24 protein-coding genes and 2 pseudogenes are annotated in these 25,328 nt (G+C 65.0%); 5 read left to right on the top strand and 21 right to left on the bottom strand.

From position 1 onward, the window contains the following. Window positions 1-136: 136 nt before the first annotated feature. The 11 genes and pseudogenes from XI09_RS25710 to soxX all read right to left on the bottom strand — a co-directional run. Window positions 137-633 (bottom strand): annotated as a pseudogene (locus tag XI09_RS25710) (amidohydrolase family protein); the annotation flags it as partial. 48 nt (window positions 634-681) lie between these two features. After that, window positions 682-1,890, bottom strand: coding sequence for an MFS transporter (locus XI09_RS25705; RefSeq protein WP_271569329.1), 1,209 nt, complete (start codon window positions 1,888-1,890; stop codon window positions 682-684). 260 nt (window positions 1,891-2,150) lie between these two features. After that, window positions 2,151-2,345, bottom strand: a complete 195-nt coding sequence (locus XI09_RS25700) for a hypothetical protein (RefSeq protein ID WP_271569328.1) — start codon at window positions 2,343-2,345, stop codon at window positions 2,151-2,153. An 89-nt stretch (window positions 2,346-2,434) separates the two neighbouring features. Then, window positions 2,435-3,472, bottom strand: coding sequence for an MBL fold metallo-hydrolase (locus tag XI09_RS25695; RefSeq protein WP_271569327.1), 1,038 nt, complete (start codon window positions 3,470-3,472; stop codon window positions 2,435-2,437). 322 nt (window positions 3,473-3,794) lie between these two features. Next, a complete protein-coding gene (locus XI09_RS25690) occupies window positions 3,795-4,253 on the bottom strand; it encodes a DsrE family protein (protein WP_271569326.1) in 459 nt (152 codons plus the stop codon). Beyond that, a complete protein-coding gene (gene soxB / locus XI09_RS25685; RefSeq protein WP_271569325.1) occupies window positions 4,250-6,001 on the bottom strand; it encodes a thiosulfohydrolase SoxB in 1,752 nt (583 codons plus the stop codon). The genes XI09_RS25690 and soxB overlap by 4 nt, the downstream gene beginning before the upstream one ends. Before the next feature lie 44 nt (window positions 6,002-6,045). Then, window positions 6,046-6,351, bottom strand: coding sequence for a hypothetical protein (locus XI09_RS25680; RefSeq protein ID WP_271569324.1), 306 nt, complete (start codon window positions 6,349-6,351; stop codon window positions 6,046-6,048). Then, window positions 6,348-7,211 carry a sulfur oxidation c-type cytochrome SoxA gene (gene soxA / locus XI09_RS25675; RefSeq protein ID WP_271569323.1) on the bottom strand — a complete coding sequence of 288 codons (864 nt, stop codon included), beginning with the start codon at window positions 7,209-7,211 and terminating at the stop codon, window positions 6,348-6,350. Before soxA ends, XI09_RS25680 begins: the two co-directional genes overlap by 4 nt. Continuing rightward, window positions 7,211-7,522 carry a thiosulfate oxidation carrier complex protein SoxZ gene (soxZ, locus tag XI09_RS25670; protein WP_011083832.1) on the bottom strand — a complete coding sequence of 104 codons (312 nt, stop codon included), beginning with the start codon at window positions 7,520-7,522 and terminating at the stop codon, window positions 7,211-7,213. Before soxZ ends, soxA begins: the two co-directional genes overlap by 1 nt. A 10-nt stretch (window positions 7,523-7,532) precedes the next feature. After that, window positions 7,533-8,024: a thiosulfate oxidation carrier protein SoxY gene (gene soxY, locus XI09_RS25665; protein WP_271569322.1), complete on the bottom strand. Its 492-nt coding sequence runs from the start codon at window positions 8,022-8,024 to the stop codon at window positions 7,533-7,535. Window positions 8,025-8,049: 25 nt separating this feature from the next. Continuing rightward, complete coding sequence (gene soxX, locus XI09_RS25660) at window positions 8,050-8,403, bottom strand: sulfur oxidation c-type cytochrome SoxX (protein WP_271569334.1); 354 nt, start codon at window positions 8,401-8,403, stop codon at window positions 8,050-8,052. 261 nt (window positions 8,404-8,664) lie between these two features. On the opposite strand from soxX, the gene XI09_RS25655 reads away from it, so the two are divergent. Next, window positions 8,665-9,336: a DUF938 domain-containing protein gene (locus XI09_RS25655; RefSeq protein WP_271569321.1), complete on the top strand. Its 672-nt coding sequence runs from the start codon at window positions 8,665-8,667 to the stop codon at window positions 9,334-9,336. Between the two features lie 119 nt (window positions 9,337-9,455). Here the strand turns inward: XI09_RS25655 and XI09_RS25650 are convergent, their stop codons facing one another. Next, window positions 9,456-11,525, bottom strand: a complete 2,070-nt coding sequence (locus XI09_RS25650; protein WP_271569320.1) for a prolyl oligopeptidase family serine peptidase — start codon at window positions 11,523-11,525, stop codon at window positions 9,456-9,458. A gap of 197 nt (window positions 11,526-11,722) precedes the next feature. Here XI09_RS25650 and XI09_RS25645 point away from each other — a divergent pair, with 197 nt between their 5' ends. Next, the gene (locus XI09_RS25645) at window positions 11,723-12,970 is read left to right on the top strand and encodes an MFS transporter (RefSeq protein WP_271569319.1); all 1,248 of its coding nucleotides are present in this window, start codon (window positions 11,723-11,725) and stop codon (window positions 12,968-12,970) included. Window positions 12,971-13,206: 236 nt separating this feature from the next. Next, on the top strand, window positions 13,207-14,445 hold the full coding sequence (locus XI09_RS25640; protein WP_271569318.1) for an MFS transporter: 1,239 nt from the start codon (window positions 13,207-13,209) through the stop codon (window positions 14,443-14,445). 130 nt (window positions 14,446-14,575) lie between these two features. On the opposite strand, the gene XI09_RS25635 is transcribed toward XI09_RS25640, so the two are convergent. Then, window positions 14,576-15,070 (bottom strand): VOC family protein, encoded by a 495-nt coding sequence (locus tag XI09_RS25635; RefSeq protein WP_271569317.1) that lies wholly within the window; start codon window positions 15,068-15,070, stop codon window positions 14,576-14,578. 90 nt (window positions 15,071-15,160) lie between these two features. Continuing rightward, complete coding sequence (locus tag XI09_RS25630; protein ID WP_271569316.1) at window positions 15,161-15,706, bottom strand: carboxymuconolactone decarboxylase family protein; 546 nt, start codon at window positions 15,704-15,706, stop codon at window positions 15,161-15,163. A 135-nt stretch (window positions 15,707-15,841) separates the two neighbouring features. Between XI09_RS25630 and XI09_RS25625 the strand changes: the two genes are divergently transcribed. Both XI09_RS25625 and XI09_RS25620 read left to right on the top strand, forming a co-directional pair. Then, window positions 15,842-17,041: an acyl-CoA dehydrogenase family protein gene (locus XI09_RS25625; RefSeq protein ID WP_271569315.1), complete on the top strand. Its 1,200-nt coding sequence runs from the start codon at window positions 15,842-15,844 to the stop codon at window positions 17,039-17,041. A gap of 156 nt (window positions 17,042-17,197) precedes the next feature. Further along, window positions 17,198-18,337, top strand: a complete 1,140-nt coding sequence (locus tag XI09_RS25620; RefSeq protein ID WP_271569314.1) for an acyl-CoA dehydrogenase family protein — start codon at window positions 17,198-17,200, stop codon at window positions 18,335-18,337. A gap of 169 nt (window positions 18,338-18,506) precedes the next feature. Here XI09_RS25620 and XI09_RS25615 read toward each other — a convergent pair whose 3' ends face one another. The 7 genes and pseudogenes from XI09_RS25615 to XI09_RS25585 form a co-directional block, all read right to left on the bottom strand. Then, window positions 18,507-19,544, bottom strand: coding sequence for an amino acid ABC transporter substrate-binding protein (locus XI09_RS25615; protein WP_271569313.1), 1,038 nt, complete (start codon window positions 19,542-19,544; stop codon window positions 18,507-18,509). Window positions 19,545-19,659: 115 nt separating this feature from the next. Continuing rightward, window positions 19,660-20,253, bottom strand: coding sequence for a L,D-transpeptidase (locus XI09_RS25610; RefSeq protein WP_092186300.1), 594 nt, complete (start codon window positions 20,251-20,253; stop codon window positions 19,660-19,662). A 329-nt stretch (window positions 20,254-20,582) separates the two neighbouring features. Beyond that, window positions 20,583-21,557 carry a hypothetical protein gene (locus tag XI09_RS25605; protein ID WP_271569312.1) on the bottom strand — a complete coding sequence of 325 codons (975 nt, stop codon included), beginning with the start codon at window positions 21,555-21,557 and terminating at the stop codon, window positions 20,583-20,585. Window positions 21,558-21,660: 103 nt separating this feature from the next. Further along, a pseudogene (locus XI09_RS25600) lies at window positions 21,661-22,040 on the bottom strand (redoxin domain-containing protein). 213 nt (window positions 22,041-22,253) lie between these two features. Beyond that, window positions 22,254-22,952 (bottom strand): cytochrome c biogenesis CcdA family protein, encoded by a 699-nt coding sequence (locus XI09_RS25595; protein WP_271569311.1) that lies wholly within the window; start codon window positions 22,950-22,952, stop codon window positions 22,254-22,256. A 572-nt stretch (window positions 22,953-23,524) separates the two neighbouring features. Continuing rightward, on the bottom strand, window positions 23,525-24,136 hold the full coding sequence (locus XI09_RS25590; RefSeq protein WP_027542255.1) for a sigma-70 family RNA polymerase sigma factor: 612 nt from the start codon (window positions 24,134-24,136) through the stop codon (window positions 23,525-23,527). 453 nt (window positions 24,137-24,589) lie between these two features. Continuing rightward, window positions 24,590-25,327 (bottom strand): response regulator, encoded by a 738-nt coding sequence (locus XI09_RS25585; RefSeq protein ID WP_092186304.1) that lies wholly within the window; start codon window positions 25,325-25,327, stop codon window positions 24,590-24,592. Between the last annotated feature and the right edge of the window lies 1 nt (window position 25,328).

Below are 25,328 nucleotides of genomic sequence, written 5' to 3'. Positions count from 1 at the left end.
GATGGTTTGGCGAAGACTCGGAGTTACTAGCCTAGCTCCACAACCACTGCCTGTGGTTATGGGTCCCCGCGTTCGCGGGGACGACACTGGGATTGAGGCGCGGCTTTCGCGCCTCAGATAAGGCAACGTCGCGCTACTACACCACCCTCTGCGCGCCTCGAATCAGCTTTCCCGGCCGGCGCCCCGTCGCCTCGCCGTGCCGCCGCGTCACTACGCCCGACACGATGGTCGCCTCATAGCCGTCGACGTCCTGCAACAGCCGCCGCCCGCCGACCGGCAGATCGTAATGCACCTTCGGCGGATGCAGATGCAGGCGGTCATAGTCGATCACGTTGACGTCGGCCTTGTAGCCGGGCGCGATCAATCCGCGATCGGTGAGGCCGACCGAGAGCGCGGTCTTGGTGACTGCGCCGCGACCACGAACGGGATGGTGAGCTTCTCGCCGCGCTTGCGGTCGCGCGTCCAGTGCGTCAGTAGATAGGTCGGGAAACTCGCATCGCAGATGATGCCGCAATGCGCGCCGCCGTCGGACAGGCCCGGCACCGATTGCGGATCGATCAGCATCTCGCGCGTCGCATCGAGATTGCCGTCGGCATAATTGAGGAACGGCACGTAGAGCATGCCGCGGCCTTCGAAGCTCGCAGGCGAGGCGGTGCGCTCCGGCGCGCTCGCGGCCGCCGCTCAAGCAACGCCTTGCCGCTTCCGCTCGGTGAACGGCGACAGCACCACGGTCGCCACCATGAAGATCACGGAGGCGCCGAACACCCAGTGCGGCGCACTCTGGTCCATGATCCAGCCGAACAAAAGCGGGCTGACGATGCCGCCGAGATTGAAGCCGGTGGAGACGATGCCGAAGGCGCGGCCGGCCGCGCCGGCGGGGGCGGCATTGCGCACCAGCATGTCGCGCGAGGGCGCGATCACGCCGGAGAGAAAGCCCGCCGCCGTCATCGTCGCGGTCAAAGCCCAGCCGGGCAGCGTCACCAGTGCGATCAAGAGCACGATCGCCGCGTTCGCGGCAAAGCAGGCGGCGGCGACATAGCCGTGACGCTCGGTGTGGTCGGCGAGGAAGCCGCCTGCGAGCACGCCCGCGGCGCTGGCGGCGAGGAACGCGGTCAGTGCGACGTTGGCGATCGAATAGGAGGCGCCGTAGCCGCTCATCAGCGCCACCACGCCGAAATTGTTGATGCCGGCGACCGACAGGCTAAGCAGCATGAACAGCGCGGTCAGCGTGATCAGCGCCGGCGTGATCACGGCTTGCTTCGGCGCGTCTTCGTTGCCCGGCTTCTTCTTGTGTGCGCCGGCCTCGGGGATGCCCATGGCCACCAGCAGCAGCGCCACCAGAATCGCGATCGCGCCCGACGCGATCAATGCGCCGACGCCACCCGATACGGTGACGAGTGCGGCGACGATCGCCGGCGTCACGGCGCCGCCGAGATAGCCGGCAAAGGTGTGGATCGAGAAGGCGCGGCCCATCCGCGCTTCGTCCATGTGCTCGGCGAGGATCGCGTAGTCGGCGGGGTGATAGACGCTGTTGGCGAGCCCGAGCAGCACGGCGCAGGCGATCAGCGAGGCGTAGCTCAAGTGCAGGCCGAGCAGGATCAGCGCGAGGCCGCCGAGCGTGAGCCCGATAAGCAAAATTCTGCGCGCGCCAAAATGATCGACGAGATAGCCGGTCGGCGCCTGCGTCAGGCCCGAGACGACGGCAAGCGTGGTCAGCGCGAAGCCGAGTTCGACATAGCCGACGCCGAGCTTGTCCTTCAGGAACGGGAACAGCATCGGCAGGACCAGCAGATGGAAATGGCTGACCCAATGCGCGATCGAGATTCCCGTCAGCGTGCGCAGCGCGCTGTCCGCCTTGCCTTGCTGCGGTGCGGCGAGAACGTCGACCATTGCGGTGGTTTCACTCCCTGGGGGAGCGGAAACTATCGGGGAGAGCGGTTATTTGTCCATGAACGCAGGCGCATGGCAGGTAGCGCGGGGCAGGGAGTCCATCGTCGTCCTGGCGAAAGCCAGGGGACCCATTACCCCAGCGAGGAGTTTGGCGGAGGATCGTCGTCCGGTATTGCGACCGGTCACAATCGAGAGATCACGCGGTATAGGTCCTGGCTTTCGCCAGGACGACAGTTGAGAGCGTGGTCAGAGCTGAGCCCTCACAACGGCTCGTCATCGGGACCGTACCGGTCACGCTTCGGTGTTGCGATGTCGCCGTCTTCGTAATCGTCGTCGTCGAGATCGCGCGGTGGCGGCTTCTTCGCCTTGTCGCCCGCCAGCTTCTCGCTGGCAGTCTTGGGCGGCTCGCTCGGCTTGGCGGTCTTGTTGGTGGTCTTGTTAGCGCTCTTGGCCATGGCTATTCCCGGATGGTGATGCTGCATCCGATCCTAGTCGCAATATGTAGGCGGTGCCTGACTTATCTCAAGAATGGCGCGCCGGGCCGTCAGTGCACCACCGGCCCGCCCGCCTTCTTCCAGGCATCGATGCCGCCGGCGATATGAGCGGTATTGGCGAGGCCTGCTTCCTTCGCCGCCGCGACGGCCATCGCCGAGCGTTCGCCGAAGGCGCAGAAGAACACGACGCGGCGGCCGGTGGCGGCCGCGACCTCGCGCAGCATGCCGCCGGGCTTCAGGCTCTCCTCGACGGACGGATAGGGCGTGTGCAGCGCGCCTTCGAGCATGCCGTGCTTGGCGCGCTCGTTGGTCTCGCGCAGATCGACCAGCAGGATGTCAGGCCGGCCTAGCGAGCGGATCGCCTCGCTGGCGGTCAGCGCGCGGCCCTCCTTCTCCAGCTCCTCCTGATGCAGGCCGACGCGCATGTTGGCGGGCACCGCCACGTCCATCATCTTCGGATTGGGCAGCTTCAGGTTCGCCATCAGCTCGATATATTCGTCGACCGAGCGCACCTGGAGCCGCGGATTGTAGCGCTTCTCCTCGCCGATGGTGGAGACGGTGTCGCCCTTGTAGTCATGCGCCGGGAACACCATCGTCTCGTCCGGCAGCTTGAGCAGGCGGTTGAAGATCGAATCGTACTGTGCGCGCGAGGAGCCGTTCTGGAAATCGGTGCGGCCGGTGCCGCGGATCAGCAGCGTGTCGCCGGTGAAGACGCGGTCGCCCATCAGGTAGGAATAGGAATCGTCGGTGTGGCCGGGCGTGTACATCACGTCGAGCGACAGGCCCTCGATCGTCACCTTGTCGCCGTCGGCAACCCGCATCGCCACCACGTCGGCCTTGGTCTGGTCGCCCATCACGGTCATGCAATGGGTACGGTCGCGCAGCTCGCCGAGCCCGGTGACGTGGTCGGCATGAAGGTGGGTGTCGACCGCCTTGACCAGCTTGAGGTCGAGCTCGCGCAGCAATTGGCAATAGCGGTCGACCTTCTCCAGCACGGGATCGAGGATCAGCGCCTCGCCGCCTAGGCGGCTGGCAAGGACGTAGCTGTAGGTGCCCGAAACACTGTCGAAGAGCTGGCGGAAGATCATGGCAGGACCCGGCGTGGAACTGATTGCAAATTCTACTACGGTTCGGGTCGAAAAGAGAAGTAATCCACTGTGAGTATAAGAAAATTTAGAAGATTATTATTGCGGGGTAGTGGACCCCTTGGCGGTCATTCCGGGGCGATGCGGAGCAGGTGCCACAAGCTCGGTGTCGTCCCGGCGCAGGCCGGGACCCACCGCGTGATCTATCGATTGCAGACGGCAGGTGTACCGAACGACGGGTCTTCGCCAAACGTCTGCCTGTGATTATGGGTCCCGGCCCCCGTGCGCAATTGCGCAACTAGGCCGGGACGACCCGGAGGGGGCACTACGGCCGCACCACCGTGTACCCATTCTCCGCCAGGAACAGGATCTGCCCGACCCCGACCTGCACCGGAGTGGCGGCGGGGATGAACTCCGGCCGTTTGCCCGTCTCCCGCTCGATCGTGTCGACGGTGTTGAGGCAGATGTCGAAGCGCACGCCTTGCGCGATCAGGCTCTCGACCTGCTTGCGGCGCTCGCTGCCCGGCAGCAGCAGGTCGACGCCGGGGCCGAACGCGACCACCTCGATCGCGACCTTGTCGGGATCGTAGGCCTTCAGCAGATTGTTGGCGACGCTGAGCACCAGCGCCTGCTTCCTGGCATCGCCGTCGGAGAGCTGGAGCACGATCTTGTGCTCGGCGAACGGCTTGTCCTGAAGCGGCACCTGCTGCGCAAGAGCCGGCGGCGTCGCGGATAAGGCGAGCAGCACCAGCATCAGCGCGCGAAACATTTGCAAGCGCGTCATCCCTGTCCTGCAATCCCCGGATTGTCCTCGACGCCCTTCAGCGTGACGCCGGAGCCGAGCCGCTCCTGAACCATCCGGCCCGAGCGCAGATATCTGGCCACCACGTCCCACACCGGCGCGCCCTGCTGGCCGTTGACCGAGGCCCAGCCCGCGACCTTGTAGCGGTGGTCGGCGCTGATCGCCTTGCCGCTGTTGAGCTTCAGCTCCGAGATGCGGCCGCCGATCGCGCCCGCCGGCGTGCAGGTGTAGCTGAGGCCGCCGGCGCGCACCATGTCGCCGCCCTGCTGGTAGTAGGGATCGGCGTTGAAGAGATTGTCGCAGATGTCCTCGAGCACGTCCTTGATCTGCGCGCCGGTTATCTCCTGCACATAGGTCTCGGGATAGCTGATCGCGGTTTCCGCGAGCACATCCTCCATGGTCAGCGCCTGGCCGGACAGTGCGGTGACGCCCCAGCGGAAGCCCGGCGATAGTGCGATCTCGGTATCGAGCTCGGTGCGCAGCGCCGAGCAGATCAGCTCGTCGACCGGTCCGGAGAAATTGCCGCGGCGATAGAGCAGCCGGTCGGGCGTTGCGATCTTCTCCGACCAGTCGGCCACGTGCGGCGCACGAACCCGGCCGATCAGCTCGGCCATCGCAGGATCAGGCTTCAGCAGCTCGGAATAGACCGGCAGCAGATGATATTTGACGTCGCTGACCTTGCCCTTGTCGAGCGCGAGATCGAGTACGCCCAGGAATTTCCCGTTGGAGCCGGCATTGGTGACGAGCGTCGTGCCGCTGGCGTTCTTCACGGGAATCGGCTGCGGCACGGCGTCATGGGTGTGGCCGCCGAGGATGACGTCGATGCCGGTGACGCGGCTTGCGAGCTTGAGGTCGACGTCCATGCCGTTGTGCGACAGCAGGATGACGGCATCGACCTTCTCGGCGTTGCGCAAGGCATCGACATGCTTCTGGAGCTCTTCCTCGCGGATGCCAAAGGTCCAGTCCGGCGTGAACCGTTTTGGATGCGCGATCGGCACGTAAGGGAAGGCCTGGCCGACGATTGCGACGCGATAACCGCCGAGCTCCTTGATCACGGAGGGCTTGAAGACGCGCCCTGTTGCCTTGTCGAAGGCGCGGGCATCGTTGAACGCGGCTTCCTCGGTCAGGAATACGTTCTGCGCCAAAAACTCGCCCTTGAAGCGCTCGAGATTGTCGCGCAGCGCCTGCTCGCCATAGGTGAATTCCCAATGCCCGGTCATCGCCTCGATGCCGAGCAGATTGGCGACCTCGACCATGTCGCGGCCCTGCATGACGTTGGCAAGCCCCGTGCCCTGCCAGAGGTCGCCGCCATCGACGAGCAGCGAGTGGTTTTCGCCGACGTCGCCGCGCAAGCGGTCGACCAGCGTCTTCAGATGGGCAAAGCCGCCGAGCTTGCCGAAGCGGCCCGCGGATTTCTCGAACTCGAAGCAGGTGAAGGCATAGGCATCGGCGCTGTCGGGCCGGATGTTGAAGCGCTCCAGGAAGGCCCGCCCGACCAGATGCGGTGGTCGCCCCGCCATCTCGCCGATGCCGATATTGACGCTCGGCTCGCGGAAATACACCGGATTGAGCTGCGCATGCGTATCGGTGATGTGCAGGATCCGCGCGCGGCCGAAACGCTCGATGTCATAGATGCTCGCCGCTTCAGTGCCGCGCGCGAGCCGCGGCAGGCTGAGCGATGCTGCGGCAACGCCTGCACTCTTCAGGAAATCACGGCGGCGGATCGCCATCCAGAATCCTCCGCGCCTCATCGGCAGTTCAACTGAGGTCCAGTCTAGCGGATTTCCATCGCCTTCCAGGCGTCTTTTTCGGACGTGGCCTGGAAGATCGACGCCCTCGCCAGCGCCTCGGCCTCCTTGGCCGCGGCCACGGCGCGGTCGAAATCGCCGCCATCGGCCGCCTTCTTCGCCGCCGCCAGCGTCGAGACGGTCACTGTCCACTGATTGCGCATGCCGGCTGCCTCCTTGGAGGCGCCTTCGGCAGCGGCATAGGCCGCCTTGTAATCCGCCTCATTTGCCGCGCGCGCCGCTGGCGCGAGGCTAAGGGCGAGCAGCATGGCGAGAGGAAGTGACCGCTTCATGGCCGCGCTCCCGGTCCTGATATCGGCAGGCCATTGGCGACGTAGGAGAGGAAATATTCGACGTCGCGATATTCATCCGCCTGCGGCTCCAGCGGAACCGCCCGGGTCTGGCTGTTGCAGGTGACGAAGCGGCGGCTGGTCGTGCCCATGCCGCTCCATTCGGAGCGGTAGATCGGCATCGCGTTCAAAATGCCGAGCGCCGGCGCCAGGATCTCGGCGCGGATGCGCTCGCCCGGGCTCTGCACATGGCAGCTCGCGCAGGAGAAATTCATCTGGCCGCGCCTGGTGTAGAAATAGCGCTTGCCGTTCTCGAACGCGGCGAGTGCGCGGGGATCGTCGGGGATCTTGATGTCCATCGGCTTGCCGCGCGAGGTGAAGGCCATATAGGCGGTCAGCGAGGCCATCTCGTCCTTGACGTAGGAATAGGGCGCCTCGCCGTTGGCCTCGCGGCAGCGGTTGAGCGCGAGCTCCAGCGTGACGACCTTGCCCTCCTTCTCGTCGAAGTAGGGATAGTTCTGGCGGATGCCGATGCCGCCATTCGGGAAGCAGTCGGCATAGGTCTTGCCGTTCTTGAACGGGGTGGCGAACATCTCCTTGCCGGCGTCGAGCGCGAACTCGTAGGGCGGGAATTCCTCCTTCTCCTGCCACTGCCGCTTCATGTCCTCGTTCATGGAATAAGGACCGTTGACGAAGTCCTCGTGCTTCACGGTCGGAAACTTCTGGAAGAAGAAGTTCTGGAACGCTTTTGCGTCGGCAACAGGATCGACCTTGTCGGCCGCGATCACGCGCGGCGAGGCAAATGCGAGTGCGACGAGTGCCGCGCACACAGAGCCAAGCAGGAGGGCAGACCGGGCCTTCATCACGCGATCTTCGCGGTGGTCGTATCCGACCCGCCCTTGTTGTCGGTCCAGGAGATCTTGATGTCGTCGCCCTTCTTGGCGCCCTTGAAGCTGAACTTCACATAGGGGTCCTTGGAGATGGCGGTGCCCCAATCGGCGACGAAGACGTCCTTGCCGTTACATTCGAACTTCAGCTGCTGGATGAAATGCGCGGGGATCACCTCGCCCTTGGCGTCCTTGACCAGGCCGGTGTCCATGGGGTGCTGGATCAGCGCCTGCACCTCGGTGATGTCGCCGTTTGCGGTCGCGCGCACGCGAATGCTGGATGCCATGTCGATCTCCTTAGCCGCCGCAGCCGCCGACGGTGACTTTGACTTCCTTGGTCGCGCTGTAGAGTTTGCCGTCAGCTTCCACGATCGCGGTCACGTTGGTGGTCTTGGCCATCTTCAGCCGGTTGGCGACGCTCGGCAGCGTGCCATCGGGAATCCTGTAGGAAGCGGCGAGCGCGTTCGGGTTCTCGGCCACGAAGAACGAGATCGAGGTCACCTTCTCCAGCGTCGTCGTCACCGAGATCGGAACCACGCCGCCATTCTCGGCGATCTCCGGCGCATCCAGCTTGACCTTGTCGGAGGGCTCGGCGGTCTTGCCGTAGAGCGCCTTGATCGCGTCCGCTTCGTTCTTCAGCTTGAACGCTTCTTCCGGATATTTGTCGTTGGCCGCGGCGTACGCGGGAGCCGCGCCGAACGGCAGATTGCCGAGGCCGAGCAGCGCGACGGAGGCTGCGCCCTGAAGGATCAGGCGCCGCGTCGCAAGGGGGCCGGTGGTCGTGGTCATCTGAGCTCTCCTGGCGTGCCTGAAGTCACAGGGTTTGCAGGAAATCAACGATCGCGCTGATCTCCTGGTCGGTCAAAATCCGGTTCCGGCCGAACGGCGGCATCATGGTCTGCGGATTGCGTTTGGTCTCGTCGAAGATGATCGCGGCCAGCTCGTTGCGATCAGGGAATTTCGCCTTGAGGTCCTTCAGCTCCGGGCCGATCGTTCCCGGCAGGTCGCCGCCCTTGATGACGTGGCAGGTCAGGCAATTGCCCTTGCTGCGGTCAAAGGCGAGCTTCCGGCCCTCGGCCACGGCGGATTGCGCCCGCGCCGGGCTGGCGAGGCTGGCGGCGAAGGCCAGCAGGAGGAGCAGGGCAGGCATCCGGGAAAAGGCGGTCAAGGCGTCATTCCGAGGCGTTATGGCGATGGTCTCGATCGCGGAAATAGCAGCGTTCCAAAGCACAAAGGGCATCGCCTGACAATCAAGACTATGCACGCGGCAAAATGGAGTTAATATCTTCCGCATTGCAACTAAAGAGATTATTTGTTCGGCCGATTTGGTCGCGAGAGTAAGGTCCGTGGGCGCGGGCCGGCTGTTTCGAGGGCGTTTGGGCGCTCCTGCTGTTTTCATCGTGTTCTCGATTTTTCAAGGGGACCTCACTTGGCTGAATATGTCGTCGAATTTGGCAAGGACGGCGGACGGGTCGAGCCCGATGGGCGGCTCGATGCGCCGGCATTCCATCGCAATCACGAGCCGCTCTGGGCGGCTCTGGAAAAGCATCTTGCCGGGTGCTCCGGAAACGTGGTCGAGGTCGGCAGCGGAACCGGCCAGCACGTGGTCCATTTCGCCCGCCATACGCCCGATCTGGTCTGGTGGCCGAGCGACCTCAACCAGCGGCACGTGAAGAGCATCGAGGCCTGGCGCGTCCATTCGGGCCTGCCAAACATCCGCTCGCCGTTGCGGATCGATCTCTCCGATCCCGGCTGGTGTCCGGAGATGCGAAGCGGGCAGGGGCCGACCAACCTCGCCGCCGTGTTCTGCGCCAATGTCATCCATATCGCGCCGTGGGCCGTGGCCGAAGGCCTGTTCGCCGGCGCCGGCCGCTATCTGCGGGCCGACGGCAAGCTATTCCTCTACGGCCCGTTCAAGCGCGACGGCAAGCACACCGCCCTCAGCAACGCCGTGTTCGACACGTCCTTGCGCGAAGGCAATCCCGACTGGGGCGTGCGCGACATCGGCGATGTCGAGACGCTGGCGCGAGGCGCCGGCCTTGGCCTGATCGATACGATCGAGATGCCGGCCAACAATCTGACGCTGGTGTTTGCGCGCTAGGACGTCGTCATGCCCGGGCTTGTCCCGGGCATCCACGTTCTTCGTACCGCGGGGCTAGACGTGGGTGGCCGGGACAAGCCCGGCCATGACGATGTGGAAGCTTCGGCGCCTCAAACGCGTCAGGCCTCCCCATCCTTCCACCCGATCTTCTCCTTCAAGAACCGGAAACCCAGCACCTCGAAGCCGGCGCGCTCCTTGTTGTCCTTGCCGTAGCCGTGGCCGCCCGCCGCCGGCTCGTAGAACCAGGCCTCGTAGCCCATCGCCTGGAGTTTTGCGGCCATCTTGCGGGCGTGGCCGGGATGGACGCGGTCGTCGCGCCGCGTGGTGGCGATCAGGATCGGCGGATAGGGCTGGCCGGGTCTTGCGGTGTGATAGGCGGAGTACGTCTTCAGCCACGCCCACTCCTCGGGCTTGTCGGGATCGCCATATTCGGCGATCCAGCTCGCGCCTGCGAGCAGCTTGGTGTAGCGGCGCATGTCGATCAGCGGGATGGTGCAGAATAGCGCGCCGAAGCGTTCGGGGTATCGCACCAGCATGTTGGTGATGAGGATGCCGCCGTTCGAGCCGCCTTGTGCTGCGATGCGCTTCGCCGTCGTCACGCCGCGGCGGACGAGATCGGCGGCAACGGCGGCGAAATCGTCATGCGACAGCTTCTTGCCGGCGAGCCGGCCTGCATCGTGCCAGCGCGTGCCGAATTCGCCGCCGCCGCGCAAATTCGCCTGCACCGTCGTGCCGCCGCGCTCCAGCCACAGCTTGCCGAGCGACGGATTGTAGTACGGCTTCACCGCATGGGCGAAGCCGCCATAGGCGCTCATATAGACCGGCGCATCGCCGGTCTCTTTGGCGGGACCGGTCTGCACATAGGGAATGCGCTCGCCGTCGATCGAGATCGCCTCGTGCTGGGTCATCACGAGGCCGTCGGCAGTGAACGTCTTCGGCGCCTGCTTCAGCACGGCCGGGCTTGCGACGCCGCGTTCGATCAACAGCAGCGAGGGCGGGGTGAGCGGATCCTGCACATTGGCAAGCAGGTCGCCATTGCTCTCGGAGGGATGACGGTCGAGCGGCCAGATGTCGACGACGCCGATCTGCGGAAGGCCGGGAAGCGTCTCGCGGCTCCAGCCTGTGGTAGACGGCGTGCGGATCTCGAATTGCGGCTTGAGCTCGTCGAGGATCGACAGCACCAGCTTTCCCGCTGCCCAGAACAGGCCTTGCAAGGCGCGCCGCGGCGCAGGCTCGAACAGCACCGCAAAATCGCGGTAGCCGGCGAGGAAGGCGGAGAGCGACATGCCGAGCACGGTGTCGGTGGCATAGGTCCGTCCTCCGACCGTCCAGTCCTTGCGCAGCTTCATCGCGAACCAGTCGCCATGCGCCTGCATCCAGATGCCGGTCGGCAGATCGAGCTGCGTCGTGGTGCCCGCCGCATCGCGCAGCCAGATCGCGTGATTGAAGAAGTCGATCTGGTCGACGATCCAGACCCGCGGCTCAGGTCCGGTGTCGTCGCTCATGCCGTAGATCATCATGTGATCGGCGGTTGTCTCGATGATCAGCTGCGCCTGGTCGACGGGCTGCCCGCGCCGCCACAGGCGGACGGTCCTCGCATAGCCCGAGCTCGTCGTCATGCCCTCGCCATGGGCGCTCGATAGCAGCAGCGTGTCCTGATCGAGCCAGTCAACGCCGCCTTTGGCTTCCGGCAGCGTAAAGCCGTCCGCCACGAAGCTCTTCGTGGCGAGGTCGAATTCCCGCAAGGTGACGGCGTCGCTGCCGCCGCGCGACAGGCTCAGAATCGCCCGCGAGCTTCCCGGCATCGTGACGATCGAGCTCAGCAGCCAGTCCTCGCCCTCCTTTGCCGCGAGCTGGTCGATATCAAGCATGGTCTCCCATGCCGGGCTCGCTTTTCGAAACTCCGCCAGCGTGGTTCGCCGCCACAGGCCGCGCGGGTTGGTGGCGTCCTTCCAGAGATTGTGCAGGTCGGTGCCGCGCCGGCTGACATAGGGGATGTTGTCCTTCCGATCGTAGATCGCCGCGAGGATATCGCGATCGCGCGCGAAGGCCGCTCCGCCAAACGCGTCGAGCGTCAGGCTGTTCTGCCGCTCGACGAAATCGAGCGCCTGCTTGCCTTCGATCTCCTCCAGCCACAGCCAGGGATCGTCGTCGGGAGCGCTGAGCGTAGGCCTGTCGTCGACCGTCATGAACGAAACTCCCAAAAATCGCGGCGGATAGGATTTGATCGAGCGCAAGCCGTCAAGAGCGCAGCCCGCTATCATCTGCCCGATTGCGTCACAGGCATGGCCTGCGCCCGTTTACGCCGGTTGCCCGCCCTCCCGCGCCCCTCCATAGTGCCGGGAATCAACAAAGCCCTTGTGAGCCCGTTGGGGCGGAAATGCCGATGCTAGACGTGACTTCAGCCAATCAGATCGCCGCCGACGCCCGCGTGCGTGCCAATGTGGTGCGCCTTGCTGCCGCGCAGGCGCTGACCGGCGCCAACTCGGCTGTCATCTTCGCCACCGGCGCGATCGTCGGCGCCACGCTCGCGCCCGACATGTCGTTCGCGACCGTGCCGATCTCGATGTATGTGGTGGGCCTTGCCGCGGGCACGCTGCCGACCGGCGCGATCTCGCGCCGCTTCGGACGCCGCGCCGCCTTCGTCATCGGCACCGGGTTGGGCGCGCTCACCGGCCTGCTCGGCTCGTTCGCCATCCTGCACGGCTCGTTCGCGCTGTTCTGTGTTGCGACCTTCCTCGGCGGCCTCTACGGCGCGGTGGCGCAATCCTATCGCTTCGCCGCCGCCGATGGTGCCAGCGCGGCCTACCGCCCCAAGGCGGTGTCCTGGGTGATGGCCGGCGGTGTGTTCGCCGGCGTGCTCGGTCCGCAGCTCGTGCAATGGACCATGGACGTCTGGCAGCCCTATCTGTTCGCCTTCAGCTTCCTGGTGCAGGCCGCGGTGGCGCTGATCGCCATGGGCATCGTCGCCGGCGTGGACATGCCGAAGCCGGCCCCGGCCGATCTGCATGGCGGCCGGCCTCTGCTCACGATCGTGACCCAGCCGCGCTTCATTGCGGCCGCGCTGTGCGGCGTCATCGCCTATCCCATGATGAATCTGGTGATGACCTCGGCGCCGCTCGCCATGAAGCTCTGCGGCCTCAGCGTCAGCGATTCCAATTTCGGCATTCAATGGCACATCGTCGCGATGTATGGCCCGAGCTTCTTCACGGGCGCGCTGATCGCGCGTTTCGGCGCGCCGAAGATCGTCGCCGCCGGCCTGCTGCTCGAGGCCGGCGCGGCCACCATCGGTCTCTCCGGCCTCACCGCGATGCACTTCTGGGCCACGCTGATCGTGCTCGGTGTCGGCTGGAATTTCTCCTTCATCGGCGCGTCCGCTCTGGTGCTGGAGACGCACCGGCCGCAGGAGCGCAACAAGGTGCAGGCCTTCAACGACTTCCTGGTGTTCGGCATGATGGCGATCGGCTCGTTCTCGTCAGGGCAATTGCTCGCCAATTACGGCTGGTCCGCGGTGAACATGGTGGTGTTTCCGCCGGTCGTGCTGGGGCTTGCCGTGCTCTCGCTGGTCTCCTGGGCGCGCCGCCGCAAGGCGCGGCTGGACGCAGCCATGGGCGAGTTCCCGGATGCGGTCTGATGGCGGGAGGCTGTCAGCAGCGTTGATACTTCGATCGCCGTCGAAGTGATTTTTTGGAAGAGTTATTAGATGTCGTCATGGCCGGGCTTGTCCCGGCCATCCACGTCCTTCAATTTCTGCCGTCATTCCGGGGCACCCGAAGGGTGAACTATGGTGCGCAATCGCGCACCAGGGAATCTCGAGATTCCGGGTTCGATGCTTCGCATCGCCCCGGAATGACGGCGAGGAGCGAAGAAATGCTCGACAATCCCCGCCACGCAGCTCCGATCGACGAATCCTCGCTCCGCTACGAAGGCTGGCGCATCGTCGCGGTGTGCTTCCTGCTCGCGACCTTCGGCTGGGGGTTAGGCTTCTACGGCCAGAGCGTCTATGTCGCCGAGCTCCAGCGTGCGCGGGGCTGGCCGGCCTCGCTGATCTCTTCGGGCACGACGTTCTTCTATCTGTTCGGCGCGCTGCAGGTCGTCTTCGTCGGCGAAGCCGTCAGAAAATACGGCCCGCGCCTCTGCCTGATTGCGGGCACGTTGGCGATGGCCGCCGCGGCGGTCGCGATCGGCGCGGTGCGCGAGCCCTGGCAGCTTTATCTCGCCAACGCCGTGCTTGCCTTCGGCTGGGCCGGCACCAGTCTCGCCATGATCACCAACACGATCAGCCTGTGGTTCGACCACAAGCGCGGCATGGCGATCAGTCTCGCGCTCAACGGTGCCAGCTTCGGCGGCATCGTCGGCGTGCCGCTGCTGGTGACCATGATCAGCCATGTCGGCTTCGCCGGCGCGATGTACGCGACATCAGGCGCCATGCTGGCGCTGCTCGTGCCGGTGATCCTGCTCGTCGTCGGCCGGCCGCCCGAGCACCATGGCTGGCATGCGGCAGCGAAGGCAAAACCGCAATCGTCGGCGCAGATCCGCGCGCACGCGCTGCGCGACGTCGGCTTCCTCACGGTGACGATCGCCTTTGCGCTGGTGCTGTTCGCGCAGGTCGGCTTCATCGTGCACCTGATCTCGTTCCTCGATCCGGTGATCGGCCGCGAGCGTGCTGCCGTTGCGGTGGCGGTGCTGACGGCGATGGCGGTGGTCGGCCGCGTGCTGTTCTCGATGGTGATCGACCGCCTCAACCAGCGCCTCGCCTCGGCGCTGTCGTTCCTGAGCCAGGCCGCGGCGTTGTGCGTCGTCATCAACCTGCACAACGACTATGTGCTGATCGCGGCTTGCGCGGTGTTCGGCTTCTCGGTCGGCAACCTCATCACGCTGCCCTCGCTGATCGTGCAGCAGGAGTTCGACTCCGCCTCGTTCGGCGTGCTGATCAGCCTGAACACCGCGATCAACCAGGTGACCTACGCGTTCGGCCCCGGCGTCGTCGGCTTCCTGCGCGATTTCTCCGGCGGGTACGCGTTGCCGTTCTATCTCTGCATCGCGCTGGAGGTGGTGGCAGCCGCGCTGATCATGGTGCGGGGGAAGCCCCACGCGAAGACTACGTAGAGACGCGGCGCCGTCCCCACATACTCCGTCATTGCGAGGAGCTCTTGCGACGAAGCAATCCAGACTGCTTCCGCTGATACAGTCTGGATTGCTTCGCTGCGCTCGCAATGACGAGGGGAGAGAGTGGCGGTCACGCCTCCCGCTGCTTCAACAGCGCCTCGACATCCAGCCGCTTCGTAATCATAGCAAGCTTGCCATCCGGCCCGAACGGCCATTGCTCCCTAGGCCGGTCCCAATACAGCTCGACGCCGTTCTGGTCGGGATCGCGCAGGTACAGCGCCTCGCTGACGCCGTGGTCGCTGGCGCCGTCCAGCGCGATGCCGGCGGAGAGCACCCGATGCAGCGCATCCGCCAGCGCCGGCCGCGTCGGATAGAGGATCGCGGTGTGGAAGAGCCCGGTCGTGCCTGGCGGCGGCGGCGAGCCGCCCTTGCTCTCCCAGGTATTGAGCCCGATGTGGTGATGATAGCCGCCGGCCGAGATGAAGGCCGCGCCCGAGCCCATGCGCTGCATCAGCTCGAAGCCGAGCACGCCGCAATAGAAGCCGAGCGCGCGATCGAGGTCGGCGACCTTGAGATGGACGTGGCCAATCCGGGTGCCGGCATCGACGGCTGGGTTTTGCGACATGGGAATGCTCCGTTGGTGAACCCCACATAGGTCGGGCCCCGGGACAGTGCTACGGGCCTATCCCGAAACCCATCGTTTCCGATTAGGAAACTAAGCCAGCTCCGACACCTCGCCCTCGGGCAGCTCGAACTCGAACGTGTTCAACGTCATCGACACCAGCGTGTAGTAGCCGCACAGCCCGATCACCTCGACCACGCCGCGTTCGCCGAGCAGTTTCACCGCCTCATCATAGAGGCCCTTCTCGACGCCGTGGCCCTCATGCAGCGACTTCGCCACATCATAGATCATCTTAGCCACAGGGTCGTCGAACTCAGGCGTGCGGCGGTCGCGGATCGCGTCGATGATTCTTGGATCCATGCCGCCGGCAAGCGCGAGGCGCTTATGCGCATACCATTCGTAATGTGCGGTCCAGTGCCGCGCTGTCACCAGGATCGCGATCTCCGAAAGCTTGGCGGGGAATATCGTGTCGAAGCGCAGGACCTCGCCGAGCCGCGTGGCGTGACGGGCCATCTCCGGGCTGTTGAGCCAGGCCATCATCGGCGCCGGCGGCTTGCCGCGCTTGCCGGCGATCGACTCGTCGTAGGTCTGCCGCTGGCTCTCGTTCATTTCGCCAGGCGAAAGGAGTTTCAGGCGCATCTCTTTTCCTCTTTGTTTTCAAGCACCGCCGTGGCGGCGATTATAGCCGAACGCGCCTGCGGAAGTGGTTGAATTCCACGAGGCGATGGCCCAGAGTCGCCGCCAACAAGTCGATTTTGATTGATGGAAACGACCATGAGCGATTCTGAAACGACCGATCTCGAAACATTCCGCAACGAGACGCGCGCCTGGCTGGAAGCCAACTGCCCGCCGGAAATGCGCAAGTCCGCAACCTCGGACGCCGACGTGTTCTGGGGCGGGCGCAACGCAAAATTCTCGTCCGAGCCGCAGCGCATCTGGTTCGAGCGCATGCGCGACAAGGGCTGGACCGTGCCGGATTGGCCGAAGGAATATGGCGGCGGCGGATTGAGCGCCGCCGAGCACAAGGTGCTGCGCGCCGAGATGGGAAGAATCGGCGCGCGGCCGCCGCTGTCGAGCTTCGGCATCTGGATGCTCGGGCCGGCGCTGCTCAAATACGGCAACGAGGCGCAGAAGAAGGAGCACCTGCCAAAAATCGCAGCGGGCCTGATCCGCTGGTGCCAGGGCTATTCCGAGCCGAATGCCGGCTCCGATCTCGCCTCGCTCCAGACCCGCGCCGAGAGCGACGGCAACGATTTCGTCATCACCGGCCAGAAGATCTGGACGTCCTACGCCAATTACGCCGACTGGATCTTCTGCCTCGTCCGCACCGATCCCGCGGCGAAGAAGCACGACGGCATCAGCTTCATCCTGTTCGACATGACCTCGAAGGGCGTGACGACCAAGCCGATCCTCCTGATCTCCGGCTATTCGCCGTTCTGCGAGACCTTCTTCGACGGCGTCCGCGTGCCGAAATCGCATGTGGTCGGCACCGTCAACCGCGGCTGGGACGTCGCGAAATATCTGCTCCAGCACGAGCGCGCGATGATATCAGGGATGGGCGAGCGCGGCGTCGGCCGTCCGCTCGGCCAGATCGCCGCCGATTCCGTCGGCACCGACGCGCAAGGTCGCCTCGACGATGCGATGCTGCGCGGCCGGATCGCCAGCTTCGACGTCGACGAAGCCGCGCTCGCCGCCTGCGCCGAGCGCGCAGTCGATCTCGCCAAGGCGGGGCAGGCGCATCCGGCGTTCTCCTCCGCGATGAAATATTACGGCACCGAGCTCAACAAGCGCCGCTACGAGATCCTGATGTCGGCCGGCGGCGTCGATGCGCTGGAATGGGAGAGCGAGCGCTCGAAGCAGGGCGCCCGTCCGCGCGCCTGGCTGCGCACCAAGGCCAACTCGATCGAGGGCGGCACGACGGAGGTGATGCTCGGCATCGTCGCCAAGCGCATCCTCGATCTGCCGGGGGCGTGAGGCGTCCCTCACCACCCGTCATTCCGGGGAGCGACAAAGTCGCGAACCCGGAATCCATTTCACCGCGTATATGCGGCCTGATGGATTCCGGGCCTGGCCCTTCGGGCCATCCCGGAATGACGAACCAAGACTAGATTTCGAACCGGAAACAACACCATGCCCCTCGTCCTCACCGAAGAACAATCGATGCTCCGCGACTCTGCGCGCGGGCTGATCAGCGACAAGGCGCCGGTGTCGCACCTGCGCCACTTGCGCGACTCCAAGGATCCGACCGGCTTCTCCAAGGAGTTCTGGCATTCCTTCGCCGAGATGGGCTTTGCCGGCCTGCTGGTGCCGGAAGAGTTCGGCGGCTCTGGTCTCGGCTTCGTCGAGGCCGGGATCGTGATGGAGGAGATCGGCCGCACCTTGATGCCCTCGCCCTTCCTCGCCACCAGCGTGGTCGCGGCCTCGGCGCTGAGCCGCGGCGGCAATGCCGCGCAGAAGTCGGAGTTCTTGCCGAAGATTTCGAACGGCTCGCTGCTGGCGACGCTCGCGATCGACGAGGGCGCCAAGCATCGCCCGCTTCAGACCAGCCTCCAGGCCGTGCGCGCCGGCAACGGCTTCAAGCTCTCCGGCGCCAAGGCCCTGGTCGTCGACGGCCACGTCGCCGATCTCCTCATCGTCGCCGCGCGCACCGCGGGCTCAGCCGGCGAGCGCGACGGCTTGACCCTGTTCCTGGTCAACCCCAAAGCCAAGGGCGTCGCGATCGAGCGCACCATCATGGTCGATGCGCACAACGCGGCGCGGATCGAGCTTGCCAATGTCGAGGTCAATGCCGACAGCGTGCTCGGCGAGGTCGATCAGGCCGCCGGCCTGCTCGACGGCGTGCTCGATATCGGCCGCGGCGCGGTCGCCTCCGAAATGGTGGGCCTGAGCGACGAGGTGTTCGGCCGCACCGTCGAGTACCTGAAGAGCCGCAAGCAGTTCGGCAAGCTGATCGGCGAATTCCAGGCGCTCCAGCACCGCGCCGCCGAGCTCTATGTCGACATCGAGATCACCCGCGCCGCGGTGATGAAGGCGCTCCAGGCGCTGGATACGGACGTTGCCAAGGCCGCATCAAGCATCGCCGTGGCCAAGGCGCGCGCCGGCACCACCGCCACGCGCGCGGTGCAGGAGGGCGTGCAGATGCATGGCGGCATGGGCATGACCGACCAGTTCGACATCGGCTTCTTCATGAAGCGCGCGCGGGTCTGCGAGGAATTGTTCGGGGACGCGAATTACCACACCGAGCAGCTGGCGCGGGCGCGGGGGTATTGAGGCGAGGGCACAGTGGTGCCTCAATAGCAGGTGTCGTCCCGGCGAAGGCCGGGACCCATAACCACCGGCAGAAGTTGTAGCGGGAGCTAGCAACTCCGAGTCTTCGTCAAACTGCTCCCTGTGGTTATGGGTCCCGGCCTTCGCCGGGACGACATAGGAGAGAGACCCGCTACCGCATCGGCGGTGCGTACTGCACGCCACCGGCATTCCACAGCTGGTTCATGCCGCGCGGGATCTTCAGCTTGGACTTCTCGCCGATATTGCGCTCGTACATCTCGCCGTAATTGCCGACGTTGCGGATGATGCGGACGACCCAGTCCTTGGTGAGGCCGAGCTGTTCGCCGTAATTGCCCTCGGCGCCGACCAGCCGCATCACTTCCGGCTTCTTCGACTTCAGGGCCTCGTCGATGTTCTCCGAGGAGACGCCGAGCTCTTCGGCGTTGATCATCGCGTAGAGCGTCCACTTCACGATCATCATCCAGTCGTCGTCGCGCTGGCGCACCACGGGGGCGAGTGGCTCCTTGGAGATCATGTCCGGCAGGATCATGTGGTCGCCGGGCTTGCCGAGGTTCAGCCTGAGCGCATAGAGCTGGGAGACGTCGGCGGAGAGCGTGTCGCACTTGCCGGTGTCGTAGGCCTTCACCACGTCGTCCAGCTTGTCGAACTTCACCTCTTCGTACTTCATGTTGTTGGCACGGAAGTAGTCGGAGACGTTGAGCGCCGTCGTGGTTCCCGCCTGCACGCAGACCTTGCTGCCGGTCAGGTCCAGCGAGGTCTCCTTGTTGCGGGCGCGCGGCAGCATGAAGCCTGCGCCGTCGTAATAGGCGACCGCCGGGAAATAGAGGTCGTAGTCGAGCTCGCGCGCCATGCTCCAGGTCGAGTTGCGCGAGAGGATGTCGACCTTCCGGCTCTGCAATTCCTTGAAGCGCTCGCTGGCGTCGAGCGGAACGAACTTGGCCTTGGCCGGATCGTTGAAGATCGCCGCCGCCACCGCGCGGCAGAAATCCACGTCGAAGCCGGTCCAGTTGCCCTTGTCGTCGGGGATCGAGAAGCCCGGCAGGCCCTTGTTGACGCCGCACAGCACCTCGCCGCGGCGAACCGTGCGCTTCAGGGTGCGGGTGTCGTAGAACTCGTAGATGACGGCGAGCACGCCGACCAGAACGGCGACCGCGAGCCCGATCAGCAGGCCGCCTCGAAAAGTGCGCATGATGTCTCTCTCTCTCGAAATAATCGGGAAGAAAAGGAAGTGTTGCGAAGGCGGGAGGCATGATCCGGAAAAGTGCGAAGCGGTTTTCCGGAAAGATCATGCCCAAACGATAAGCTTAGAGTTCGGGCTTCTGCCGGATGACCACCTTGGTGCCGACAGGGACGCGATCGTAGAGATCGGCGACGTCATTGTTGACGAGACGGAAGCAGCCCGAGGACACCTTGGTACCGATCGTATCGGGGCGGTTGGTGCCATGGATGCGGTAGACGGTGGTGCCGAGATACATGGCGCGGGCCCCTAGCGGATTGCCGGGGCCGCCGGCCATGAAGCGCGGCAGATAGGGCTGGCGCTGGATCATCTCCGGCGGCGGCGTCCAGTCCGGCCACTCCTTCTTGTTGGTGATGTTCACCAGCCCCTGCCACTGGAAGCCGTCGCGGCCGACGCCGATGCCGTAGCGGATCGCGCGCCCGCCCGGCTGCACCAGGTAAAGGTGACGCTCGGCGGTCGAGATGATGATGGTGCCCGGCGATTCGGTGGTGCGGAAATAGACCACCTGCTTCTGCCATTCCGGATCGAGCTGGTAGCCGTCGTCGGCGATCAGGCCCGGCTCGTCGCCGCGGTCGGGCTGCTGGGCGAAGGCCTGGGGCATGGACAGGGCGAGGCCGATCGCAGCCGCAAATATCCCGGTCAGGCGACGAAAATCCGTCATATCAATCTCTCCCCGCTGCCACAGCGCAAATCATTCAAAGCCATCAAATCTCAGGGGCATGTTCATGGCAAGTTGATGGCGCGCCCGGCTGGTATGTCACGAGAATGCTTTGCTTTTTTGACGGGCCCACGGCAATGCCACAAACAGGGGATGGCGCGAAAAGCAGTGGCAGTGGCATCCCTTGCCGGGTGGTGGGCCTGTCGAATCCAAGTATTCACAAATGGTCGTCATGCCCGGGCTTGTCCCGGGCATCCACGTTCTTCGTGCCCTGGGTAAAGACGTGGATGGCCGGGACAAGCCCGGCCATGACGATGTGGACGTAGCGTGCTCTAAATCTCGCTGCTCTCCGGCGCGATCCCGAGTCGCCGCACGATTTCGGCTCCCACGGCGCGCGCCTCGAGCCGCGAGCCGATGCGGGGGCTGCGAAACCTCCGGCCGGAGTGCAACCGGATCATCACGATGCAATGCTCGTCCTCGGACCGGCCGCGGCGCTCGACGGTGATCGCCTTCACGTCGCGCCCCTCGATGTGGTCGGCGCGCAAGCTGCCGTCGCCCCACAGGCGCTCGACGCGGATATCCGCTTGGCGGACGACCCAGAAGGCACCGGTTACGAGGTTGGCGTATCGGTAGACGGCGAACGCGGCGATCGCGCCGATCGGCAGCAGCAGGATATCGACGTGGCTGGGCGACAGCCCGCGCCAGAGCTTGTAGGCGTAGGGAACGGCAGACAGTGCCACGGCGATCAGTGCAACGATCCGGATGTCCCGTGCGGAAAACGGCTCGAGGGGCTCGCCGAGACGCATCTCGGGATTGCTGGCATCGAGCGGATTGCTTGGCGCCTCGACGTCGGGAACGTCGAATTGGGCGGCGATCCGGGCCACGGTGTCGCGAACATGCGTGACATCGGAGATCGCTGGGGACGTCAGGCGTTCCCCCGAGGCCAGCGTGAACGCGAGCTGGAAGCGGGCTTTGGCGGCCTTGTTGCCCAGAACCTGCAATCCCGTGACGTCGTCTTTCGCGATGATCCTGGTGCGGAGTTTTCCGAAGGGGCGCTGTTGCCCGATCAGGATCTCATCGGGCGTGATGATCCACACCACAGCCGGCGCCAGCATGACGCCGCCGATGAATGCCGCTCCCAGCAGCAGTGCGATCACGGAGATGATCACTTCCAGGGTGTCGTGCGTGAACAGGCCGGGCGTGAAGCAGAGCGCAACGGCCGCCGCAGAGCCGGCCACGATCAGCCGCTGCGCGATCGAGGAACCTTCACGAAGGCGAATGTCGCTATTGGTGGTCGCGTCGTCCATTGCGGGCGGCTGATTGCGTCGGTTGCGAACCTCCACGGACGGGTCCGTGGAGTCAAGCAACAAGGCCGTCAGGCGCAACCAGCCGCGCGATATCCGTGCCGCATCAGCTGCTGGCGTTCAGCAGCCGCGCCACCGTGCGGTCGATCTCGTCATAGCGGCCTTCGCCTGCGTGCTGGAACACGATCTTGCCGGTCTGGTCGATGATGTACTGCGCCGGCCAATACTGGTTGCTGTAGGCGTTCCAGGTCTTCGAATCGTTGTCCTGCGCCACCGGATAGGTGATGCCGTGACGCTTCAGGGCGGCCTGCACATTGGAGGCCGAGCGCTCGAACGGGAATTCCGGCGTGTGCACGCCGACCACGACCAGCCCTTGTCCTTGTATTTTGCGTAGAGGTCGGTGACGTGCGGCAGCGTGTTGACGCAGTTGACGCAGCCATAGGTCCAGAAGTCGACCAGCACGACCTTGCCGCGCAGATCGGCGATGCTAAGCGGCTTCGAGTTGAACCAATTGGTGATGCCGGTGAAGTCGGGCGCGGTCTGCTGGCTTGCGGCGGCGGTGACGACAGGCGCCGCCCGTGCGGCTTCGTCGCAGATGCCGGGGATGACGGCGCCGGTCACGGCGAAGCCGATCAGGGCGGCGGATACGGCGAGCAGTTTCAAGGTCATGGAAGCGTCCTCCGTTGAGATGCGAAGCGATCACAGGCCGATCTGGCCGGTGGGATAGAATCCGGTGAGCCACGCCACGATCAGCGTGTCGTATTGGAAATAGGCGGCGAGGGCGAAGCCGATCACGATGACGCCAAAACCCTGCTGCAGGCGCGGCGAGATGCGCGCCAGGCTGCGCACGCGCGTGGTGGCGGCCTGTCCGCCATAGGCGATCGCGAGCATCGGGATCGCCGCGCCGATGGCGTAGGCGATCAGCAGCGTGCTGGCCCAGGCGAGATTCTTCGACGTCGCCACCAGCGTCAGGATCGAGCCGAGCACGGGCCCTGCGCAGGGCGTCCAGACCAGGCCGAGCGTGGTGCCGAGGATGAGCCCGCCAAGCGCGCCCTCGCGTTGCACGGCGCTGGAAGCGCCGAGATCGAGCCAGCCATTGAGCCGGATCGACAGCCATTCGAACGGCGCCGGCCACAGCATCAAGAGGCCGAAGCCGAGCAGCAGGATCGATGCGGCCTCGCGCAGCACGTTCGGATCGAAATCGAACAGGCGCGTGATCGCGCCGAGCAGCAGTGCGGTTGCGGAGAACGACATGACGAAGCCGAGCGCGATCATCGCCGGTCGCAGATGCCCCGCACGCCCGATCGAGGCGCCGAGCAGGATCGGCAGCATCGGCAGCGTGCACGGCGCGGCGATGGTGAGGATGCCGGCAAGGACGGCGAAGATCAGGTCGAGCATGGGGCACTCGTGAAGGGGGTCACGAGAGCAGTTCGGGATGGATGTATCAGTCGTTACGTGGCGTCACGCCTTCGTGACGGAGCGGCTGTTTTGTGGAGGAGCGGGAGGCACTGCGTGAGAGCAACTGCGCCTGCGACAACGGCGGTGCGCTCCCTCCCCCCTTGCGGGGGAGGGCCGGGGAGGGGGGTAGCCCAGCAAATGGTCTATCCGCCTCCGAGCGTGCCGCACGCACAAATCGAAGGAGTCCCCGCGTGGCACCCCCCTCCCTGCCCCTCCCCCGCAAGGGGGGAGGGAATGAGGGAGTGGTGCCTGCCTCACACTCATCAGGTGCAGCCACAGAAATGGGTGCCGTGGCGCTCCAAGGCCAAACACAAAACGACCCGGAGGGGGGCATCCCGTCCGGGTCGTTGGAGGTCTTGGGAGGTTTAAGCAAAATCGTATGGGAGCTTTATAGGGGGGAAGTTTTTCCGCCTGATGTTGTGCTTTGTTTCAATTGTTTCGTCCGCGGTAACACTTCCGTGTCCGGGGATGGGGCCGATAAACCGGTCCTATCCCTTTGAAATCATGAACTTTCAGGCGGCGAAGCGGTCGACGCCGCAGCCCTTAAGCAAATCGGCCAGTTGCTTGCGGGCATAGAACATCCGCGTCTTCACCGTGCTCTGCGGGATGCCGATGATCTGACCGACCTCCTCCACCGACTTCTCATGGTAGTAGACGAGGGTGATGATCTCGCGATGCGCGGGCGACAGCTTCTGCACGCAGGCGCGCAGGATGGCGCTGGTGTCGCTGCGGTCGAGCGAGGTCTCCGGAGTATCGCAATCGTCGGGAATCTGGCGCACGTCTTCCTGGTCGATGTCCTCGAAGCGGCGCTGGCGCATCGCGGTCAGCGCCTTGAAGCGGGCGATCGACAGCAGCCAGGTCGAGACCTGCGAGCGGCCCTGGAACTGGCCGGCGGTCCGCCACACGTCCAGGAACACCTGGCTGACCAGATCTTCCGCCGTGGTGGCATCACGCACGATACGCAGGATGAAACGGTAAACCCGCACATTGTGCCGGCAATAGAGGATGTGCATCGACGTCCGGTTGCCGTCGGCAATGCTCTCCAGAAGCATATCGTCCGAAGTCGCCTGAGCGGCGATGATGCTCTGGCTGGCCTGGGCGTTGATGGCGATGACGTTCCGCATAGACTTGGCTCCCCGTAGCGCCGCAACCGAGCGGCGTTTCCTTGGACCAAAGTGTTAATGAGCCAACGTTTCGGGACGTCTGCACGAAAAGCGGAAAATGGTTTCGTGCGCCGTCAAATTGTTTCGTCGGACAGGGCGCGATGAAACATTCGGGGCAAAAAAGCGTGCAATTTCAATGTACGGAAAATACGGGGGTGGGGAGTTGGAGACGGACGGAGGCGCCGGGAACGTATTTCCGGCTGTTGCGTTCGGTGCCGCCCCGCTCCCCGCCGTCGTCCCGGACAAGCGCGCCAAAAGCGCGCGCCGATCCGGGACCCATAATCACAGGGAGGAGTTGTGGCGCGAAGCTGGTAACTCCGAGTCTTCGCCAAACCCAGTTTCGTGGCTATGGGTCCCGGATTGCGCTGGCGCTTGTCCGGGACGACAGCTGTATTTGCCGCCTGCGCCCGCCCCCTACGCCTTCTCGCCGGCCGGCGAGAACAGATAGCCGCCGCCACGGATGGTACGGATCACGGCGGGTTTTGTCGGGTCGGGCTCGATCTTGCGGCGGATGCGCATGATGCGCAGGTCGACGGCGCGGTCGAACGCCTCGGCGTCGCGCGCATTGGCGAGCTCCAGCAGACGCTCGCGCGACAGCACGCGCTTCGGATTGGCCGCGAACACCTTGAGCAATCCGAATTCGGAGGCAGTCAGCGGATGCTCGTTGCCCTCGTCGTCGCGCAGCGCCTGGGCTTCGAGGTCGAGCCATTTGGTGCCGAAGCGGACGAGCTGGTCCTTATCCGATTTTGCAGCGGCAGCCTCCGGCGCCGCGGCCTTGGCCGGCGCGCTTCTGCGCAGCACCGAGCGGATGCGCGCCATCAGCTCGCGCAGCTCGCAGGGCTTGGCGACGTAATCGTCGGCGCCGAGCTCGAGGCCGACGACGCGGTCGATCGGGCTCGCGGTCGCCGTCAGCATGATCACGGGCACGTTGATGCGGCTCTTGAGGTCGCGGATGATCGACAGCCCGTCTTCCTCGGGCATGTTGAGGTCGAGCACGACGAGATCGGGCATGCCGCCGTCGATCGCGGCGCGCAACGACTTGCCGCCGTCGCACAGCGTCACGGTGAAGCCGTGCATCTTGAGGTAATCGCCGACCATCTCCCGGGCCGGGGCCTCGTCGTCGACGATCATGATGTGCTGGCTTTGGGTCATG

Origin of the sequence: Bradyrhizobium sp. CCBAU 11386, from assembly GCF_028128955.1 — a bacterium.
GTDB lineage: Bacteria > Pseudomonadota > Alphaproteobacteria > Rhizobiales > Xanthobacteraceae > Bradyrhizobium.
Note: the sequence above shows the minus strand (reverse complement) of the source record. Positions and strands in the feature narration are given on the sequence as shown.